Here is an 18,787-nt window from a genome sequence, read left to right on the forward strand (position 1 = left end):
TTTTTCCGCTCAAGGTGTGATCATGAAAACTCCGCGTTTGTACCGTATGCCTCGATCTCTGGCGCACTCGGCTGGTGCGGCCGTCATCATCCTCGCGTCGGCCCTGACCTCCGCCGCACCCGTCGCGGCCCACAGTGCCGCGCCGTCCGACGGTTACGAGAACCGGCGTTCCCAGTGCTACACGTCCAACACTCAGCGGCAGGGCCTCGAGAGCATCGTCTGGTCCGTCCTGTTCGGGCCCCAGAACAACACGACGGAGACCCGTTGCGACGGCGACGAGGCGAAGGAGAAGCAGGAGAAGTCGCCCGGCTTCCTCCGCTCCCTCCCCGCCTCCTGACCTGCTCCTTGTAGGCCCTGACCCGCACGGCGAGAAGGGTGTTTGGGCGTGAATGGCCCAAGCACCCCTCTTTTAAAGGGGTTTGGGCGCGATGGATGACTCGATTCGGTCAAGTCTCGGTCGAATATGTATGTGCATGGCGTGCTCTTCCGAAACGATGCGGCACGGCCCGTGTGACTCACGGGCCTGACCCCCCTCACCGTTCTGAGAGAACTCCATGAGAAGAAGCGCAGCCGTACTGTGCGGCGCGACCGTCGTGCTGGCCGGGACCCTCACCGCGGCTCCCGCCAGCGCCGACGCGTCGCGGTCCGCGACAACCGCCCAGGCCGCGAAGGTCACCTGGAAGAAGTGCGCCACGGACGACTCCCCGACGATGCAGTGCGCGTCGGTGAAGGTCCCGCTCGACTACGCGAAGCCGAACGGGAAGCAGATCACGCTGGCGCTCTCCCGGGTGCCGCACACCGCCTCCAAGTACCAGGGCCCGCTCCTGGTCAACCCCGGCGGCCCCGGCGGCAGCGGCCTGTCGCTGGCCGGTTTCGTCGCCTCCTCCCTGCCCAAGGAGGTCGCGGCCCAGTACGACGTCATCGGCTTCGACCCGCGCGGCGTGGGCGAGAGCAAGCCCGCCCTGGACTGCAAGCCGGGCCACTTCGACCCGGTGCGCCCCGACTCCGTGCCCAGCACGCCCGCGATCGAGAAGGCCAACCTCGCGCGCGCCAAGTCCTTCGCCCAGGCCTGCGGCACGAAGTACAAGGACGTCCTGCCGTACATCAACACGGTCAGCGCCGTGAAGGACATGGACTCCATCCGCAAGGCCCTCGGCGCGAAGAAGATCAACTACTTCGGCTACTCGTACGGCACCTATCTCGGCGCCGTCTACGCCAAGTTGTTCCCCGAGCGCGTGCGGCGCCTGGTGCTGGACTCGATCGTCGACCCGACCGGGGTCTGGTACGACGCCAACATCAAGCAGGACTACGCCTTCGACAAGCGTCACAAGGCGCTGATGGCCTGGATAGCCAAGTACGACTCCACGTACAAGCTCGGCACCGATCCGAAGAAGATCGAGGCCAAGTGGTACGCCATGCGGGCGGCCCTCGCCAAGAAGCCGGCCGGCGGCAAGGTGGGCGCCTCCGAACTGGAGGACATCTTCATACCCGGCGGGTACAACAACGCCTACTGGCCCACCCTCGCCGAGACGTTCGCGGCCTACGTCAACAAGAAGGACACCGCCGCGCTGGTCAAGGCGTACGACAACATCGCCGCCATCGACGCCTCCGGCGACAACGGCTACAGCGTCTACACCTCCGTGCAGTGCCGTGACGCCTCCTGGCCGCGCGACTGGAACCAGTGGCGCAAGGACAACTGGGCCGTGTACGAGAAGGCCCCGTTCATGGCCTGGAACAACGCCTGGTACAACGCGCCGTGCGCCTTCTGGCCGACGAAGTCGCAGAAGCCGGTGAACGTCTCCAACTCCAAGCTCCCGCCTGCCCTGCTGTTCCAGGCGACGGACGACGCGGCCACCCCGTACCAGGGCGGCGTCACCATGAACCGTCTGCTGAAGGGCTCCAGCCTGGTCGTGGAGCAGGGCGGCGGCAACCACGGCATCACGCTGGGCGGCAACGCCTGCCTCGACAAGCACCTGGCGGCCTACCTCACCAACGGCAAGGTGCCGCACGGCAGCGGCACGGCCGACGCGGTCTGCAAGAAGCTGGCCGACCCCAAGCCGCAGGCCGCCGCGGCGAAGGCGTCGAGCGCGGCCGGCAAGGCCCTGAGCGGGATCCTGGGCTTCGGCGGCTGAACATGCCTGTCTGACCTGCCTGAGCTCTGGCGTATATGACTGAGGGCGCTCCGCGTGTGCGGGGCGCCCTCAGTTACGTACGGGAGAGGTCACGTACGAGAAAAGATCAAAGCTTCTCGATCACGTAGTCGACGCACTTCGTGAGCGCCTCGACGTCCGCCGGGTCGATCGCCGGGAACATCGCGACACGCAGCTGGTTGCGGCCGAGCTTGCGGTACGGCTCGGTGTCGACGATGCCGTTGGCGCGCAGGACCTTGGCGACGGCGGCGGCGTCGACGTCGTCGGTGAAGTCGATCGTGCCGATGACCTGGGAGCGCTTGGCCGGGTCGGTGACGAACGGGTTCGCGTACTTGACGTCCTCGGCCCAGCCGTACAGCGTCCGCGCGGACGTGGCCGTGCGGCGCACCGACCAGTCCAGGCCGCCCTGGCCGTTGATCCACTCCAGCTGGTCGTTGAGGAGGAACAGCGTGGCGAGGGCCGGGGTGTTGTACGTCTGGTTCTTGCGGGAGTTGTCGATCGCCGTGGGCAGCGAGAAGAACTCCGGGATGTGGCGGCCGGAGGCGTGGATGCGCTCCGCGCGCTCGATCGCCGCCGGGGAGAAGACGCCGATCCACAGGCCGCCGTCGGAGGCGAAGGACTTCTGCGGGGCGAAGTAGTAGACGTCCGTCTCGGCGATGTCGACGGGCAGGCCGCCGGCGCCGGAGGTGGCGTCGACCAGGACGAGGGAACCCTCGTCGGCACCCTGCACCCGCTTGATGGGGGCGGCGACACCGGTCGAGGTCTCGTTGTGGGTGAAGGCGTAGACGTCCACGCCCGCCTCGGCGACCGGCTCGGGGTGCGTGCCCGGGTCGCTGGAGATGACGTCCGGGTCGGCGAGCCAGGGGGCGAGCTTCGCGGCCTTGGCGAACTTGGAGGAGAACTCGCCGAAGGTGAGGTGCTGCGACTTGTTCTCGATCAGGCCGTGCGTCGCGATGTCCCAGAACGCGGTGGAGCCGCCGTTGCCGAGGACCACCTCGTAGCCGTCGGGGAGCTGGAACAGCTCACGGATGCCCTCGCGCACCCGGCCGACCAGGTTCTTGACCGGGGCCTGGCGGTGGGAGGTGCCGAGGAGGGAGGTGCCGGTCGCGGCCAGCGCGTCCAGCGCTTCCGTCCGCACCTTGGAGGGGCCCGCGCCGAAACGTCCGTCGGCGGGCTTGATGTCAGCGGGAATCTGGATCTCAGCCACGCAGGGGAGCGTAGCCGTTTCCGGAAACCTGGGCGAAACGTCGTCCGTCGGGTGAGACGGGGTGGCGGTGGGTATGGGATGGACCCATGTCGGAACTTGAGGCGGAGCTTCGCGGCGTGGTCCGCGGTGACGTGGGGTTCGGCGTGACGGACCGCGCGCTCGTCACGATGGACGCGTCCAACTACCGGCGGGTCCCCCGCGGGGTCGTCGCCCCCGTGGACGCCGACGACGTGGCCGCCGTCCTGGCCGTGTGCCGGGAGCACGGCGTGCCCGTGGTCGCCCGGGGCGGGGGCACGTCCATCGCCGGGCAGGCCACCGGCACCGGAGTCGTCCTCGACTTCACCCGGCACATGAACCGGCTCCTGTCACTCGACCCGGTGACCCGTACCGCCGTCGTACAGCCGGGGCTGGTGCTCGACCGGCTCCAGGAGGCCGCCGCCCCGCACGGGCTGCGGTTCGGCCCGGACCCCTCCACGCACAGCCGCTGCACGCTCGGCGGCATGATCGGCAACAACTCCTGCGGCTCCCACTCGGTGGCGTGGGGGACCACCGCGGACAGCGTGCGCGAGCTGGACGTGGTCACCGCGCGCGGACGGCGGCTGCGGCTCGGGCAGGACTGGTCCGGGGCCCCGGACGGGCTGCGGGCCCTGGTGGACGGCGAGCTGTCCCGGTTGCGCACGGGCTTCCCGGAGCTGCCCCGCCGTATCTCCGGATACGCGCTGGACGCCCTGCTGCCCGAGCACGGCGCCGATGTGGCCCGTTCCTTCTGCGGCTCCGAGGGCACGCTCGGGGTGCTGACGGAGGCGGTCGTACGACTGGTGGAGGCGCCCCGCGCGCGGGCGCTGGCCGTGCTGGGCTACGCCGACGAGAGCGCGGCCGCGGAGGCGGCGGCCGGGCTGCTGCCGTTCGGGCCGCTGACGGTGGAGGGCATGTCGGCGGACCTGGTGCCGTCCGCGACCGCCCTGCCCAAGGGAACGGCCTGGCTCTTCGTGGAGACCGGCGGGGAGTCGGCGGGCGAGGCACGCGCGCGTGCGGAGACGATCGTGCGGGCGGCCGACGTCGTGGACGCCCTGGTGGTCACCGACCCGGCGGGGCAGCGGGCGCTGTGGCGGATCCGGGAGGACGCGAGCGGTACGGCGACCCGGATGCCGGACGGCACGGAGGCCTGGCCGGGCTGGGAGGACTGCGCGGTGCCGCCCGCCCGGCTCGGGGCGTATCTGCGGGACTTCCGGGGCCTGCTCACCGCGCACGGGCTGCGCGGCACGCCGTACGGGCACTTCGGGGACGGCTGCATCCACGTCCGGATCGACTTCGACCTGCTGACCGAGCCCGGGGTTGCCCGCTTCCGCCGCTTCTCGGAGGACCTCGCGGAGCTGGTGGTGGCACACGGCGGCTCGCTGTCCGGGGAGCACGGCGACGGGCAGGCGCGGGCGGAGCTGCTGCCGAGGATGTACGGCCAGGAGATGGTCGGCCTGTTCGAGCGGGCGAAGGGGGTGTGGGACCCGGACGACCTGCTCAACCCGGGGATGCTCGTCCGCCCGGCCCCCCTCGACGCCGACCTCCGCTTCTCCGTCCTGCCCCGCGAACCGGTCGACGTCGCCTTCGGCTACCCCTCCGACGGCGGTGACTTCTCGGCGGCGGTACGACGCTGCGTGGGCGTCGCCAAATGCCGTACGACGTCGGTGTCCGGCTCCTCCGTGATGTGCCCGTCCTTCCGGGCGACCGGCGAGGAGGAGCACTCCACGCGCGGGCGGGCCCGGCTGCTGCACGAGATGCTCGCGGGTGAGGTCGTGACGGACGGCTGGCGCTCGACCGAGGTGCGGGACGCCCTCGACCTGTGCCTGTCCTGCAAGGGCTGCCGCTCGGACTGCCCGGTCGAGGTCGACATGGCCACGTACAAGGCGGAGTTCCTCCACCACCACTACGCCGGTCGGCTCCGCCCCGCCGCGCACTACTCGATGGGACGGCTCCCGGTGTGGCTCCGGGCGGTGTCCCGTACGCGCACGGCGGCCCTGGTCAACGCCCTCGCCCGGATCCGGCCCTTGGCGTGGGCGGCGAAGCGGCTGGGCGGGATCGCGCCCGAACGGGAGATTCCGCGGGTGGCGAGGCGGACGTTCACCCGGTGGTGGGAGCGGCGGCGGGGTGAGGCGGCGGTGGGTTCCGGCGATCTGGTCATCCTGTGGCCCGACACCTTCACCGAGCACCTCTCGCCCTCCGTCGGACAGGCCGCCGTGCGGGTGCTGGAGGCGGCCGGGCTGCGAGTGGGGCTGCCGCCGACGCTGCGGCTGGTGGAATCGCCGGTGGGCGACGGGCGGACGGTCGCGATGGATCCGCTGTCGGTGCTGCGCGGCCGGGGCCGGGTCTGCTGCGGGCTGACGTATGTGTCGACGGGCCAGCTGGACCGCGCCCGGGCGGTCATGCGCCGCACCCTCGACCTGATGGAACCGGTGCTGGAGACCGACGCCCCGGTCGTCGTCCTGGAGCCCAGCTGCGCCGCCGCCCTGCGCACCGACGTCCCCGAGCTGCTGCACGACGACCCGCGCGCGGCCCGCCTCGCCGCGAAGGTCCTCACCTTCGCGGAGACGCTGGAGCGCCACGCCCCCGACTGGACACCGCCGCGCCTGGACCGCCCGGTGGCCGGGCAGACCCACTGCCATCAGCACGCGGTACTGGGCGACACCGCCGACCGCCGGCTGCGCGCGGCCGCCGGGCTCTCCGGCGAACTGAGCGGCGGCTGCTGCGGCCTCGCCGGCAACTTCGGCTTCGAGCAGGGCCACTACGAGGTGTCCACGTCCTGCGCGGAGGAACAGCTCCTGCCGTCGGTACGTAACGCCCCGGACGGCACGGTGGTCCTGGCCGACGGCTTCTCCTGCCGCACACAGCTGGAGCAGCTCGCGGGGGTGCGGGGGAGCCATCTGGCGGAGGTGCTGGCGGCGGGGCTGGAGGGTGCGGGGGATCAGGAAGGAGGGGGAGCCGCCCCCACGGACGAACGCGGACGTGCTTGAGGCGAACGGACCACGCGACGCTGGGACCCGAGTGTCTGAGCCGGGGGAGGGCCGGGGGCGCTCCTAGGCTCGCGGGGTCAGCCACTCGAAGGAGCCCGCGTTGAGTATCCGCGTCAAGCCGATCACCCGTGACGAGCACCTAGCGTTCGTCGCGGCCCGCCCCTCCGCCAGCCACACCCAGGTCCCCTCCTGGGGCGAGGTGAAGCCCGACTGGCGGGCGGAGAGCCTGGGTTGGTTCGACGCGGTCGGGCGGCTCGTCGGCGCCGGGCTCGTCCTGCTGCGCCCGCTGCCCGGCCCGCAGCTGCCCGGGCTGCGGAGATACCTCGCGTATCTGCCCGAGGGCCCGCTCCTCGACTGGCACGAGCCCGGCCTCGAACGGCTGCTGGAGCCGATGCTCGCGCACCTGAGACGCCGGGGCGCCTTCGCGGTGCGGATGGGCCCGCCGGTCGCGGTGCGCCGCTGGAGCGCCGAGGCGGTCAAGGCGGGCATCGCGGACCCGGCCGCCGGGCGGCTGCGGGACGTGCGGGCGACGTCGTACGACCCGAGGGCCGGCCGGATCGCGGGCGATCTGCGCCGCATGGGCTGGCGGCAGACCGAGACCGGCGGCGAGAACGGCTTCGCGGCGGGGCAGCCCCGCTACGTCTTCCAGGTGCCCTTCGCCGGCCGGTCACTGGACGACATCCAGGGCGGTCTGAACCAGCAGTGGCGGCGCAACATCAAGAAGGCCGAGCAGGCCGGCGTGAAGGTCGTACGCGGCGACATCGAGGATCTGCCGGCCTTCCACGAGCTGTACGGCGAGACCGCCGAGCGGGACCGGTTCATCCCGCGCCCGCTGTCCTACTTCCAGGGCATGTGGAGGGCGCTCACCGCCGAGCACCCCGACCGTATGCGGCTCTACCTCGCCTACCACGACGGCGAGGTGCTCGCCGCCGCGACCATGCTGACCGTCGGCGACCACGTCTGGTACTCCTACGGCGCCTCCACCGGCCGCCGCCGCGAGGTCCAGCCGAGCAGCGCCGTGCAGTGGCGCATGATGACCGACGCGCACGCACTCGGCGCCGCGGTCTACGACCTGCGCGGCATCACCGACACCTTGGAGGAGTCCAGCGATCTGCTGGGCCTGCTCCGCTTCAAGGTGGGCACCGGCGGCGAGGCCGTGGAGTACCTGGGCGAATGGGAGTACCCCCTCAACCGGCTGCTGTACAAGGCGTTCGGCCTCTACCTCTCCCGGCGCTGACGTCCCGGCGCTGACGTCTCAGAGCCCGAGACAGTGGCAAAAGGACTTCACGCACCTGTCTGAGTCCATTACTGTGGACTGAGTAGTGCATCGGGATGTACGTGGAGTACATGGGGGTGCACCCACAGCCCGCACCCGGAGCCGACCAGCACAGGACCGCCCGTGACCACGCCCGCCACTCCTGCCAGCGCCACCACACCCCAGTCCGCCGCGACGGCCGCCACGCCTTCCCCGGCCGGCGGCCCGGGCGGCCCCGGCGGCCTCGGCCGTCTCGGGTCCCTCGGTCCCGTGGGCCTGGTGCTCGCGGGCGGCATCTCCGTGCAGTTCGGCGGTGCGCTGGCGGTGACCCTGATGCCGAGGGCGGGTGCCCTCGGGGTGGTGGCGCTGCGCCTGCTCGTGGCGGCGGTCGTCCTGCTGCTGGTCTGCCGTCCGCGGCTGCGCGGCCACTCGCGCACCGACTGGGGCACGGTCGTCGTCTTCGGCATCACCATGGCCGCGATGAACGGCCTCTTCTACCAGGCCGTCGCCCGCATCCCGCTGGGCCCCGCCGTCACGCTGGAGGTCCTCGGCCCGCTCGCCCTCTCGGTCCTCGCCTCCCGCCGCGCGATCAACCTGGTGTGGGCGGCGCTCGCCCTCGCCGGTGTCTTCCTCCTCGGCGGCGGAGGCTTCAGCGGCCTCGACCCCGTGGGAGCGGCCTTCGCCCTGGGCGCGGGCGCCATGTGGGCGGCGTACATCGTCTTCAGCGCCCGTACGGGCCGCCGCTTCCCGCAGGCGGACGGGCTGGCCCTGGCGATGGCGGTCGGTGCGGTGCTGTTCCTGCCGCTGGGCATCGCCGAGTCGGGGACGAAGCTGCTCGACCCGGTGACGCTGGGGCTGGGCGCGGCGGTGGCCCTGCTCTCCTCGGTCCTGCCCTACACCCTCGAACTCCTCGCCCTGCGCCGCCTGCCCGCCTCCACCTTCGCGATCCTGATGAGCCTGGAGCCCGCCATCGCCGCGACGGCCGGCTTCCTCATCCTCGACCAGGCCCTCACGGCTATGGAGGCCGCGGCGATTGCCCTGGTCGTTGCGGCGAGTATGGGGGCAGTGCGGACGCAGGTGGGGCGGGGGCGGAAGAGGACGGCGGCGCTGGAGAGTACGGGGTTGGAGGGCTAGGGCTAGGGCTAGGGCTGGGGGCTAGGGGCTCGGTTCGGAGGGCTGCGGGCTAGGGCTCGGCTCGGAGGGCTGCGGGCTAGGGGCTGGGTTCTGAGGCTGTGGGCTGGAGGGCCGGGCTGAGCCGGGCCGGGCTGAGCCGGGCTGGGCTGCGGCCGCGGCTAGGGCTCGCGATCGAGTGCCGCCCGCATCTGGCCGAGCCACTCCGTACCCAGCCGGCGCCCGTTCGGGAGCTGATCGTCTCGATCCCAGCGCCACGCCGTGATCACCGCCAGCACGAGGATCCGGCACAGGCGCAGCAACTCCCGATCGACACCCGGATAGTGCTCGCCGACATCCTCGGGCGCATGCGCGAGGTCCCATTCGACGGGCCCACGGCAGCAGGTCTCCAGGTCGATGAACAGCAACCCGTTCCCCGTGCTGAGCAGATTCCCCGGGTGCGGCTCGCCGTGCAGCAACTGCTCGACCCCACCCCGCTCCCCGATCACTCGCCTCAGCTCCCGCAACGTGTCGCCGAGCAGCTCCCGATCGGCGTCGGCGAGCTCGGGAGTACGCTCGCGGTCCGCCACGAGCCGCCGGGCCTGCTCGACCCGGTCCGTGAAGTGCTGCGTCGGGACGTCGATCTCGCGCATCCCGGCATGCAGCCGCGCGAGCGCGTGGGCGTAGTCGGCCGGTGAGACCTCACTCGGCGTCACGGGTGCGTAGTAGGTCCACAGCGTGATGACGAAGCCGTCCCGCTCATGAACGCGTGGCTCCACCCGCGGCTCGAGAGCGGCCACCGGGCACCCGACCTCGTTGAGCCGCTGAGCCACCTCGACTTCGAACCACGCGACCTGATCCGCCACCGGCGCCACCCGGGCCAGGACGTCACAGGGCAGCAAGCGCAGGGTGAGCTTGTTCGAGTCATGCAGAACGATCGCGTCGTCGGCTCTCAGGCCGAGTGACGAGGCGATCGACAGGGCCGCGGCCCTCGCACGCTGTACCTCTGACACCTGCATCGTCGCCTGATCCCTCTCCTCCGGGCGTGACCGAGGACCACACACCCAACCACTGCTCGGCGCCGTACTCCTCGAACCGCTCCACCTCGGCGAACCCCAGCTTCTCCGCGAGGCGCATCGCACGCCCGTTGGCGGTCCGGGTGCACAGCACCACCGGCTCACCGGGAAGCCAGTCGCCGAACCAGCTGAGCACCGCCCCGCACGCCTCGACGGCGTACCCGCATCCCCACGCCTCCGGCAGGAACAGGAAACCGAGCTCGGCCTCCCCGCCCTTCGGCCGGACATGCCCCGGACGCCCCACGTCACGCCGATCGAGCGTGACCATGCCGACCATCACTCCGTCGAGCTCGACCACGAAGAATCCAGGCCGCCGCCCGGGCACCTCAGGCACCGCACGCTCGAGTTCCTCACGCGACCGATGCCCACCGACGTAGGCGCCCACGTCCGGCGAAGCGAACAACTCGACGAACACCACACGATCCCGGCCCTCGGACTCGCGCAGCACAAGCCGTTCGGTCCTGATCGGGTCAGGCGGCCAGGCACACCCGGGTCCCCACTCACTCACGGCGGTCATCCAACCGCCCGCCTCTCACCGACACCCCGACCGCGCGACGCGGAACCCCACATCGTCGATCCGGAACGTCGGATGACTACGACGCCGCACCGACGCCCGGCAACTCCAGTGCTCGTCGGACCAGCCACCGCCCCGCAGCACCCGGTACGTCCCGTAGACCTCGGCGTCGTAGAGATCCCAGCACCAGTCCCAGACATTGCCCAGCATGTCGTACAGCCCCCACGCGTTGGCCTGCTTGCCGCCCACCGCATGGACCTGCTCATCCGAGTTCCCCCGATACCAGGCGACCTCATCGAGCCGGCCATAACGCGGACCCGCACTCCCGGCCCGGCAGGCGTACTCCCACTCCGCCTCGGTCGGCAGCCGGTACCCATCGCCGACGGCGTCCCACTCGACACCTTCGTCCTCGCCGCGCAGCCGATACACGGGCGTCAGCCCGTCCCTACGGGACAGCCCATTGCAGAACCGAACCGCGTCCCACCACGACACCCCCTCGACCGGCAGCCGCTCCCCACGCGCAGCACTCGGCCACTCCCCGGTGACCTGGGCGTACAACTCCTGGGTGACGGGAAACGCCGACATTCGAAATGCCCCGACCTCGGCCGTCCAACTCCGCTGAGTCCGCCGGTCTGACAAGGTCACCACCCCGGCCGGGACGGCAATCATCTCGCTCTCCACGCCAGTGCCTGCGCCAACTCCCATGCGGAGTGAGCCTATGGGCGCCCGTGACGAAATATCCAAGCAGATACCGAAGTTGCTCCGTCCATGACTCAACGCCCGGGCCCCCGCCCCCTCTCCGACGAAGCCCTCTCCGACCTCCTCGGCAAGCAGCAGTTCGGCACGCTCGCCAGTGTCAAGCGCGATGGCCGGCCCCACCTGACGACCATGGTCTACAGCTGGGACCGCGAGGCCCGGATCGTGCGGTTCTCGACCACGGCTGACCGCGTCAAGGTCAAGCACCTGAGACGCGACCCGCGTGCGGCGCTGCATGTGCAGGGCGGTGACGTGTGGTCGTTCGCCGTCGCGGAGGGGGAGGCCGAGGTCTCGGAGGTCACCACGGTTCCCGGGGACGCGGTCGGGCGGGAGCTGCTCGGGATGATCCCGCAGGGCGCGAGGCCGGAGGACGAGGGCGCGTTCCTGGAGGAGTTGGTCGCCGAGCGCCGGGTGGTCGTCCGGTTGAGGGTGGACCGACTGTACGGGACGGCGCTCGACATCGACGGATAGTCCCACGGGTGCTCGGCAACGCCCCTTTCCGACCTCGTCGGGTGAGCGGCGCCCCTCGACGGAGGGCGGCCCCGCGGTGGTCCGCTAACGGCGCGGTCGGCGCACGCGCGAGGAGCGGGGTCTGGAGGGGGCATCTCGCTGGGGCGCGCTCGGGCACCAGCCCTTGCACACGGGGATCGTGGCGCCGGACCCGGAAGCACCGGGGTTGTCGATGGTGTCGTGCTCGCCTTGGATCGGTTTGTCGCACCGCGCGCAGTACACCGGCACCTCTCCTTCCGTTCTCCGGGCAGGGCCCGAAGTCGCCTCGTGGCCGGTGCTGCTCACTCCGCTACCTCTGCCAGATTCCGCTTGCCCGCGGCGATCAGCCGGGCTACGTCGATGACGTTGCACAGCGCACCGGGCGACCGCATCGGGACCGCCCAGTAGGAGGACCAATGCTCCGGGTATCCGCGGTTGGCGTTGAGGCGGGGGACACCCAGGTAGGTGTCGAGGCCCAGGCAGTCCACGCCGAGAGTGCGCCAGGACGCGGCCGCCTTGTGCCATCGGATGGGCGTGCTGCCAGGTACGAGCACGTAGTACCGCTGTCTGTGCTGGTCGAAGATGACGGGTCCCTCATTGAGCGTCTCGCCGAGGAACTCGTCGAGCATGACGTCGACGAGGTAGTCCTTCGATTCCTCCAGCCGGGCCGCACTCATCACCAGCTCACGCGGGATCCGGACAGCGGAGAACCGGGCCCCGAGAGGCAGCAGCACCACCCCGTTCTCGCCCCATTCCCCGCGGGCCTGCTCGGGCTCCGAGTGCGCGGACAGCAGCCACCGTTCCACGGCCGGCCTGTTGTCCGGGCTGTGCGTCCCGGGCGCGGTCACGGCACTGATCATGCGGAGGCCTTTGCCGTGCGGCGTCGGCGGCCGAGACCGGCCGTGGACGTACGGGCCTGCCGGTACGTGTCGTGCAGCTGGTCGTGCAGCTGGTCGTGCGTCTCGCAGGGGAGATTGGCGTTCGCGCCTTCCTTGTTCATCGCTCGGCACGTGGTCCGGGCCGGAGCCCGGCCCAGAACCCGTTGTGCGGTGCTGCGCACAACCGAGAGGTCCGGCGGAACTTCGGCCGCGGTGGACAGGGCTGTAACGGTCACGGTGTCGACGCTCCTCGCAGCGGGGGCCACGCCCCGGGAGTTCGGTGTCTCGCCGGGGTTCTGTCGTGACTCCTGACGTTAGGAAGCGGCGGCTCCTGGTCGCTACGAAGTTGCATTGAATTACACGGCAGTTGAGCATTGTGGGTGACAGCGGGCAGGCGCTCTTGACCGTGTGAGCAGTGCGTATGACTGTGGTGTAAATCGCTGCAATCGACCAGCGCGGAAGGCCGACCGCCATGAACATTCACTTCGTCGGAATCGACCCTGACACGGACGAGGACGGGTGCCCGACAGTCTGGGTGGACACGGATACGTCAGACCTGCTGATCCAGAGCTACGAGGCAGACCAGGAGACGACCGTGACCTGCGACAGGCTGTCTCCGGCCAGGGCACCCATCCCGCCTGGCGAGACGGTCATCAGGATCCCGGCCCGAATGGTCCCGATCATCAGGAAGGCGTGCGATGAGCTCGATCCCGGACTTCGGTGAACTCCTCGCCGGCGCCGAGAAATCCGCTGTCCACCTGGAGATGCGCGATGCCTACTTCAGCAACCCGCGCTTCGAGGCCTGGCAGCGCGGCGACCGCGTCGAATGGGAGAACCGGGCCTCTTGGTGGCGGCCCTTCCATCAGGACATCGCCGACAGTGTCGCCCGGGGCGTAACCGTGCGCCGAGCCCGCGTCGTGTCCGAGCCGGTCACCGACTACATCCGCTGGGAGCACTACCAAACCGCCGCCAATATCGAGGCGGGAGAGCTGGTGCGCTGGCTGCCACGACGCAGCGCGTGGGACCTGTTGCTGCCAGGCAGCGACTTCTGGATCTTCGACGGTGAACTCGTGCGCGTCCACCACTTCACCGGTGACGGGCACTGGAGCGGCAAGGAACTATGCGGCGACCCAGCCGTGGTGGAACAGCACGCCGCTGCGTTTGAGAGAGTCTGGGAGCGGGCCGTTCCGCACGACGAGTACGAGATCAAGTAACCAGCCATGTCCACTTTCCCCACGTCCAGCGTGCAGGAAGCACGCGCGGCTCTCGCCGCTCGTCTGCGGGAGCTGCGCCTGGACGCGGGCATCACCGGCAAGGAACTCGCCAACCGCTGCGGTTGGTCCGTCGCCAAGTCCTCGCGCATCGAGAACGCCGTCACCGCTCCGTCGGACGCGGACGTCCGCGCCTGGTGCACTGCCTGCGGCGCCGGCGACCAGGCACCGGACCTGATCGCTGCCAACCGCCAGGCCGACTCCATGTACGTCCAGTGGAAGCGACTTCAGCGGACCGGCATGAAGCAGTTGCAGGAGGCCTCCACACCGCGTTACGAAAGCACCCGCCTGTTCCGTGTGTACGCCTCCCATGTGATCCCCGGCTACCTCCAGACACCCGGCTACGCAACTGCTCTCATGGGCACCATCGCGGGCTTTCGCGGCACCCCGGACGATGTGAGCGAGGCCGTCGAGGCCCGCCTGCGCAGGTCGCGCGTCGTTCATGAAGGAGACCACCGATTCGCGACGCTCATCGAGGAGCACGTCCTTCACCACCGCGTCGGCGACACGGAGGTCATGGCCGGCCAACTGGGCAGCCTCCTCGCCACCATGGCGCTCCCTTCGATGTCGTTGGGGATCATCCCGGCCACGGTTTCCCGGGAACAGGTCATGTGGCCGCTGGAGCAGTTCACGGTCTTCGACGATGTGCGTATCCATGTGGAGCTGCTGGCCGCGAAGGTGACCGTTACGGAACCGGGAGAGCTGGACATCTACCTTCGAGGGTTCGCGCGGCTCACCGAACTCGCCGTCTACGGAGCGGAGGCCCGCACGCTGATCCTGCGTGCGATCGAGGCCCTGCGCTGACTTCGTAAGAGCAGGAAGATGCCCATCGGGGTCCCGTCTCGGCGCCTGGAGGCTGTAGCCGTCCGGGCAGCCACCTCACATTTTCATGCAAGCATGCTTGATTGTTTCTGACCCCGCTGCCATGCTCCTCAGCACGTCGCACCACCCCGCACCACCCCGCACACCGCCGTGCCCCAGGGAGCGCCCGTGTCCGATCCGACGTCCGTGATCGACGACCTGCGCGAGGAGAGCGAGGAACTCGACCACCTCGTGGCCGGGGCGAGCGAGCCGCGCTGGGCGCTCGCGACCCCCGCCCCCGGCTGGACCGTCGCCCACCAGATCGCCCACCTCGCCTGGACCGACCGCTCGGCCCTGCTCGCCGTCACGGACGCCGACGGCTTCCGCGCCCTGGTCGAGAAGGCCCTCGCGGCCCCGGGCTCCTTCGTCGACGAGGGCGCCGAGGAGGGCGCGGGGCTCCCGCCCGCCGAACTGCTCGCGCGCTGGCGTGAGGGCCGTACGGCACTGGAGAAGGCGCTGCGGGCCGCCCCGCCGAAGGCGCGCTTCCCCTGGTACGGCCCACCCATGTCGGCGGCATCCATGGCGACGGCCCGCCTTATGGAGACCTGGGCCCATGGACAGGACGTGGCCGACGCCCTGGGTGTGGTGCGCCCACCCACCGACCGGCTGCGACATGTGGCCTGGCTCGGGGTGAGGACCCGGGACTTCGCCTACGGCGTGCACGGGCTGACCCCACCCGCCGAACCGTTCCGCGTCGAACTCCACGCACCCTCCGGCGACGTGTGGGCGTACGGCCCCGAGGACGCCCCGCAACGCGTCACCGGCCCCGCCCTCGACTTCTGCCTCCTGGTCACCCAGCGCGCCCACCGCGCCGACCTCGCCCTGCACGCCGACGGCCCCGACGCCGACCGCTGGCTGGACCTCGCCCAGGCCTTCGCAGGACCACCGGGCAGCGGCCGTACACCGAAGGGGGCAGCCCAGGGGCCTTCACAGGAGGCCACCCCGTGACCCTGCGCATCGGCAACGCCTCCGGCTTCTACGGCGACCGCTTCGACGCCCTTCGCGAGATGCTCACCGGCGGCGAACTCGACGTCCTCACCGGCGACTACCTCGCCGAGCTGACGATGCTGATCCTCGGCCGCGACCGGCTGAAGGACCCGGCCGCCGGGTACGCCCGCACGTTCCTGCGGCAGTTGGAGGACTGCCTGGGGATCGCCCACGAGCGGGGCGTGAAGATCGTCACCAACGCCGGTGGGCTCAACCCGGCCGGACTCGCCGACGCCGTACGGCACTTGGCCGACCGGCTCGGCATCCCCGTACGCGTCGCCCATGTGGGAGGTGACGACCTCACCTCCCACCACCCCGGCAGTCTCGCCGCCCACGCCTACCTCGGCGGGTTCGGCATCGCGGCGTGTCTGCGGGAGGGCGCGGACCTCGTCGTCACGGGGCGGGTGACGGACGCGGCCCTCGTCACCGGGCCCGCCGCCGCCCACTTCGGGTGGAGGGAGACGGACTACGACCGGCTCGCGGGCGCCGTCGTCGCCGGGCATGTCCTGGAGTGCGGGGCGCAGGCCACCGGCGGCAACTACGCCTTCTTCCGGGACGGCGACGTCCGCCGGCCCGGCTTCCCGCTCGCCGAACTCCACGAGGACGGCAGCTGCGTCATCACCAAGCACCCCGGCACCGGCGGCTTCGTCGATGTCGGCACCGTCACCGCCCAGTTGCTGTACGAGACGGCCGGTGCCCGGTACGCGGGGCCCGACGTCACCACCCGGCTGGACACCGTACGGCTCGGCCAGGACGGCCCCGACCGGGTGCGGATCGACGGCGTGCGCGGAGAGGCGCCCCCGCCCACCCTCAAGGTCGGCCTCAACAAGCTCGGCGGCTTCCGCAACGAGGTCGTCTTCGTGCTCACCGGCCTCGACATCGAGGCCAAGGCGGCCCTTGTGCGGGAGCAGTTGGAACCCGCCCTCGGCAAGGCCGCCGACGTGCGCTGGGAGCTGGTCCGCACCGACCGGCCCGACGCTCCGAGCGAAGAGACGGCGAGCGCGCTGCTGCGGCTCGTCGTACGGGACCCGGACCAGGACACCGTCGGGCGGGCGCTGAGCGGGGCGGCCGTGGAGCTGGCGCTCGCCAGTTACCCCGGCTTCCATGTGCTGGCCCCACCGGGGAAGGGCTCGCCCTATGGGGTCTTCGAGGATGTGTACGTCCCCCATGGGGCCGTCGACCATGTGGCGGTCCTCCATGACGGACGCCGGATTCCCGTGCCACCGCCCCACGACACCCTCGTACTCGACCGGCTGCCCGACCCCCCGCTCCCGGCGCCCCTGCCGACCGGCCCCACCCGCCACGCCCCCCTCGGCCTAGTCGCGGGCGCCCGCAGCGGTGACAAGGGCGGCAACGCCAACGTCGGGGTGTGGGCCCGCACGGACGACGCCTGGCGCTGGCTCGCACACGAGCTGACGGCCGAACGATTCCAGCAGCTGATCCCCGAGAGCCGCGAACTGCACGTCACCCGGCACCTGCTGCCCCAGCTCCGCGCCCTCAACTTCGTCGTCGAGGGCATCCTCGGCGCGGGCGTCGCCGCTCAGCACCGTTTCGACCCGCAGGCCAAGGCCCTCGGCGAATGGCTGCGCTCCCGCCACCTGGACATACCGGAGGCCCTCCTGTGACCGTCCTGACCTCCGCGCTCGACCCGAACAGCCCCGAGCACCGGGACAACCGCGAGGCGATGCTCGCCAAGCTCACCGCACTCGACGCCGAGCACGCCAAGGCCCTCGCGGGCGGCGGCGAGAAGTACGTGGCGCGGCACCGCAAACGCGGCAAGCTCCTCGCCCGCGAGCGCATCGAGCTGCTCCTCGATCCGGACACCCCGTTCCTGGAGCTGTCCCCGCTGGCGGCCTGGGGCAGTGACTACGCGGTCGGCGCCTCCCTCGTCACCGGCATCGGTGTGGTCGAGGGCGTGGAGTGCCTGATCACCGCCAACGACCCGACCGTGCGCGGGGGAGCGAGCAACCCGTGGTCGCTGAAGAAGGCCCTGCGCGCGAACGACATCGCCCTCGCCAACCGGCTGCCCTGCATCAGCCTGGTGGAGTCCGGCGGCGCCGATCTGCCGTCCCAGAAGGAGATCTTCATCCCCGGGGGCGCCATCTTCCGGGACCTGACACGGCTGTCGGCGGCCGGGATCCCGACCGTCGCCGTCGTCTTCGGCAACTCCACCGCCGGTGGCGCCTACATCCCCGGCATGTCCGACCACGTGATCATGGTCAAGGAGCGGGCGAAGGTGTTCCTCGGCGGCCCGCCGCTGGTGAAGATGGCCACGGGCGAGGAGAGCGACGACGAGTCCCTGGGCGGCGCCGAGATGCACGCGCGCGTGTCGGGCCTGGCCGACTACTTCGCCGTCGACGAGCCCGACGCGCTCCGCCAGGCCCGGCGCGTGGTCGCCCGCCTCAACCACCGCAAGGCGTACGACGATCCCGGCCCGGCCGAGCCGCCCAAGTACGCCGCCGACGAACTCCTCGGCATCGTCCCCGGCGATCTGAAGAGCCCCTTCGACCCGCGCGAGGTCATCGCCCGCATGGTCGACGCCTCCGATTTCGACGAGTTCAAGCCGCTCTACGGCACGAGCCTGACCACCGGCTGGGCCACCCTGCACGGCTATCCGGTCGGCATCCTCGCCAACGCCCAAGGGGTCCTCTTCAGCGAGGAGTCCCAGAAGGCCGCCCAGTTCATCCAGCTCGCCAACCAGCGCGACATCCCGCTGCTCTTCCTGCACAACACCACCGGCTACATGGTCGGCAAGGAGTACGAGCAGGGCGGCATCATCAAACACGGCGCGATGATGATCAACGCCGTCAGCAACAGCCGCGTCCCCCACCTCTCCGTCCTGCTCGGCGCTTCGTACGGCGCCGGCCACTACGGCATGTGCGGACGGGCCTACGACCCCCGCTTCCTCTTCGCCTGGCCCAGCGCCAAGTCGGCCGTCATGGGCCCCCAGCAGCTCGCGGGCGTGCTGTCGATCGTCGCCCGCCAGTCCGCCGCCGCCAAGGGACAGCCCTACGACGACGAGGCGGACGCCGCCCTGCGCGCCATGGTGGAGCAGCAGATCGAGTCCGAGTCGCTGCCGATGTTCCTGTCCGGGCGGCTGTACGACGACGGTGTCATCGACCCGCGCGACACCCGCACCGTCCTCGGCCTGTGCCTGTCGGCCATCCACACGGCGGCGTACGAGGGTGCGCGCGGTGGCTTCGGCGTCTTCCGGATGTGAGGGACCTT

General features: G+C 70.9%; 16 protein-coding genes and 1 pseudogene. 11 read left to right on the forward strand and 6 right to left on the reverse strand.

The features are described 5' to 3' along the window. Positions 1–46: 46 nt before the first annotated feature. Together KJK29_RS21140 and KJK29_RS21145 are read left to right on the forward strand one after the other, a co-directional pair. Positions 47–337 (forward strand): hypothetical protein, encoded by a 291-nt coding sequence (locus tag KJK29_RS21140; protein ID WP_215120715.1) that lies wholly within the window; start codon positions 47–49, stop codon positions 335–337. 217 nt (positions 338–554) lie between these two features. Then, on the forward strand, positions 555–2,132 hold the full coding sequence (locus tag KJK29_RS21145) for an alpha/beta hydrolase (RefSeq protein WP_215120716.1): 1,578 nt from the start codon (positions 555–557) through the stop codon (positions 2,130–2,132). A 106-nt stretch (positions 2,133–2,238) separates the two neighbouring features. On the opposite strand, the gene serC is transcribed toward KJK29_RS21145, so the two are convergent. Next, the gene (gene serC, locus KJK29_RS21150) at positions 2,239–3,357 is read right to left on the reverse strand and encodes a phosphoserine transaminase (protein WP_215120717.1); all 1,119 of its coding nucleotides are present in this window, start codon (positions 3,355–3,357) and stop codon (positions 2,239–2,241) included. An 86-nt stretch (positions 3,358–3,443) separates the two neighbouring features. On the opposite strand from serC, the gene KJK29_RS21155 reads away from it, so the two are divergent. The 3 genes from KJK29_RS21155 (at position 3,444) to KJK29_RS21165 (ending at position 8,751) form a co-directional block, all read left to right on the forward strand. Then, the gene (locus KJK29_RS21155) at positions 3,444–6,362 is read left to right on the forward strand and encodes an FAD-binding and (Fe-S)-binding domain-containing protein (protein WP_215120718.1); all 2,919 of its coding nucleotides are present in this window, start codon (positions 3,444–3,446) and stop codon (positions 6,360–6,362) included. Positions 6,363–6,462: 100 nt separating this feature from the next. After that, the gene (locus KJK29_RS21160; RefSeq protein WP_215120719.1) at positions 6,463–7,599 is read left to right on the forward strand and encodes a lipid II:glycine glycyltransferase FemX; all 1,137 of its coding nucleotides are present in this window, start codon (positions 6,463–6,465) and stop codon (positions 7,597–7,599) included. Between the two features lie 162 nt (positions 7,600–7,761). Further along, positions 7,762–8,751 carry an EamA family transporter gene (locus KJK29_RS21165; RefSeq protein WP_215120720.1) on the forward strand — a complete coding sequence of 330 codons (990 nt, stop codon included), beginning with the start codon at positions 7,762–7,764 and terminating at the stop codon, positions 8,749–8,751. Positions 8,752–8,909: 158 nt separating this feature from the next. Here the strand turns inward: KJK29_RS21165 and KJK29_RS21170 are convergent, their stop codons facing one another. The 3 genes and pseudogenes from KJK29_RS21170 to KJK29_RS21180 form a co-directional block, all read right to left on the reverse strand. Then, positions 8,910–9,746: a phosphotransferase enzyme family protein gene (locus tag KJK29_RS21170; protein ID WP_215120721.1), complete on the reverse strand. Its 837-nt coding sequence runs from the start codon at positions 9,744–9,746 to the stop codon at positions 8,910–8,912. A gap of 16 nt (positions 9,747–9,762) precedes the next feature. Continuing rightward, positions 9,763–10,320: pseudogene (locus KJK29_RS21175) on the reverse strand (GNAT family N-acetyltransferase); the annotation flags it as partial. 15 nt (positions 10,321–10,335) lie between these two features. After that, on the reverse strand, positions 10,336–10,986 hold the full coding sequence (locus KJK29_RS21180; RefSeq protein ID WP_215124382.1) for a formylglycine-generating enzyme family protein: 651 nt from the start codon (positions 10,984–10,986) through the stop codon (positions 10,336–10,338). Between the two features lie 99 nt (positions 10,987–11,085). On the opposite strand from KJK29_RS21180, the gene KJK29_RS21185 reads away from it, so the two are divergent. After that, positions 11,086–11,544: a pyridoxamine 5'-phosphate oxidase family protein gene (locus KJK29_RS21185; RefSeq protein WP_215120722.1), complete on the forward strand. Its 459-nt coding sequence runs from the start codon at positions 11,086–11,088 to the stop codon at positions 11,542–11,544. Between the two features lie 320 nt (positions 11,545–11,864). On the opposite strand, the gene KJK29_RS21190 is transcribed toward KJK29_RS21185, so the two are convergent. Continuing rightward, positions 11,865–12,422 carry a hypothetical protein gene (locus KJK29_RS21190; protein ID WP_215120723.1) on the reverse strand — a complete coding sequence of 186 codons (558 nt, stop codon included), beginning with the start codon at positions 12,420–12,422 and terminating at the stop codon, positions 11,865–11,867. Next, positions 12,419–12,562 (reverse strand): hypothetical protein, encoded by a 144-nt coding sequence (locus KJK29_RS21195; RefSeq protein ID WP_215120724.1) that lies wholly within the window; start codon positions 12,560–12,562, stop codon positions 12,419–12,421. The genes KJK29_RS21190 and KJK29_RS21195 overlap by 4 nt, the downstream gene beginning before the upstream one ends. Positions 12,563–13,138: 576 nt before the next feature. On the opposite strand from KJK29_RS21195, the gene KJK29_RS21200 reads away from it, so the two are divergent. The 5 genes from KJK29_RS21200 (at position 13,139) to KJK29_RS21220 (ending at position 18,779) form a co-directional block, all read left to right on the forward strand. Further along, positions 13,139–13,654: a DUF6879 family protein gene (locus KJK29_RS21200; protein WP_215120725.1), complete on the forward strand. Its 516-nt coding sequence runs from the start codon at positions 13,139–13,141 to the stop codon at positions 13,652–13,654. 6 nt (positions 13,655–13,660) lie between these two features. Further along, the gene (locus KJK29_RS21205; protein WP_215120726.1) at positions 13,661–14,515 is read left to right on the forward strand and encodes a helix-turn-helix domain-containing protein; all 855 of its coding nucleotides are present in this window, start codon (positions 13,661–13,663) and stop codon (positions 14,513–14,515) included. A 186-nt stretch (positions 14,516–14,701) separates the two neighbouring features. Beyond that, on the forward strand, positions 14,702–15,520 hold the full coding sequence (locus KJK29_RS21210) for a TIGR03084 family metal-binding protein (protein WP_215120727.1): 819 nt from the start codon (positions 14,702–14,704) through the stop codon (positions 15,518–15,520). Next, positions 15,517–17,184 (forward strand): acyclic terpene utilization AtuA family protein, encoded by a 1,668-nt coding sequence (locus KJK29_RS21215; protein ID WP_215120728.1) that lies wholly within the window; start codon positions 15,517–15,519, stop codon positions 17,182–17,184. The genes KJK29_RS21210 and KJK29_RS21215 overlap by 4 nt, the downstream gene beginning before the upstream one ends. Continuing rightward, the gene (locus tag KJK29_RS21220; protein WP_215120729.1) at positions 17,181–18,779 is read left to right on the forward strand and encodes an acyl-CoA carboxylase subunit beta; all 1,599 of its coding nucleotides are present in this window, start codon (positions 17,181–17,183) and stop codon (positions 18,777–18,779) included. Before KJK29_RS21215 ends, KJK29_RS21220 begins: the two co-directional genes overlap by 4 nt. Positions 18,780–18,787 lie beyond the last annotated feature (8 nt).

The sequence above is a fragment of the Streptomyces koelreuteriae genome (assembly GCF_018604545.1).
GTDB lineage: Bacteria > Actinomycetota > Actinomycetes > Streptomycetales > Streptomycetaceae > Streptomyces > Streptomyces koelreuteriae.

Bases quoted from the DNA above. Each gene is read 5' to 3' on its own strand.
- KJK29_RS21140 (WP_215120715.1), top strand. From the start codon at position 47: ATGCCTCGATCTCTGGCGCACTCGGCTGGTGCGGCCGTCATCATCCTC.
- KJK29_RS21145 (WP_215120716.1), top strand. From the start codon at position 555: ATGAGAAGAAGCGCAGCCGTACTGTGCGGCGCGACCGTCGTGCTGGCC.
- KJK29_RS21155 (WP_215120718.1), top strand. From the start codon at position 3,444: ATGTCGGAACTTGAGGCGGAGCTTCGCGGCGTGGTCCGCGGTGACGTG.
- KJK29_RS21170 (WP_215120721.1), bottom strand. From the start codon at position 9,746: ATGCAGGTGTCAGAGGTACAGCGTGCGAGGGCCGCGGCCCTGTCGATC.
- KJK29_RS21180 (WP_215124382.1), bottom strand. From the start codon at position 10,986: ATGATTGCCGTCCCGGCCGGGGTGGTGACCTTGTCAGACCGGCGGACT.
- KJK29_RS21185 (WP_215120722.1), top strand. From the start codon at position 11,086: ATGACTCAACGCCCGGGCCCCCGCCCCCTCTCCGACGAAGCCCTCTCC.
- KJK29_RS21190 (WP_215120723.1), bottom strand. From the start codon at position 12,422: ATGATCAGTGCCGTGACCGCGCCCGGGACGCACAGCCCGGACAACAGG.
- KJK29_RS21195 (WP_215120724.1), bottom strand. From the start codon at position 12,562: ATGAACAAGGAAGGCGCGAACGCCAATCTCCCCTGCGAGACGCACGAC.
- KJK29_RS21200 (WP_215120725.1), top strand. From the start codon at position 13,139: ATGAGCTCGATCCCGGACTTCGGTGAACTCCTCGCCGGCGCCGAGAAA.
- KJK29_RS21205 (WP_215120726.1), top strand. From the start codon at position 13,661: ATGTCCACTTTCCCCACGTCCAGCGTGCAGGAAGCACGCGCGGCTCTC.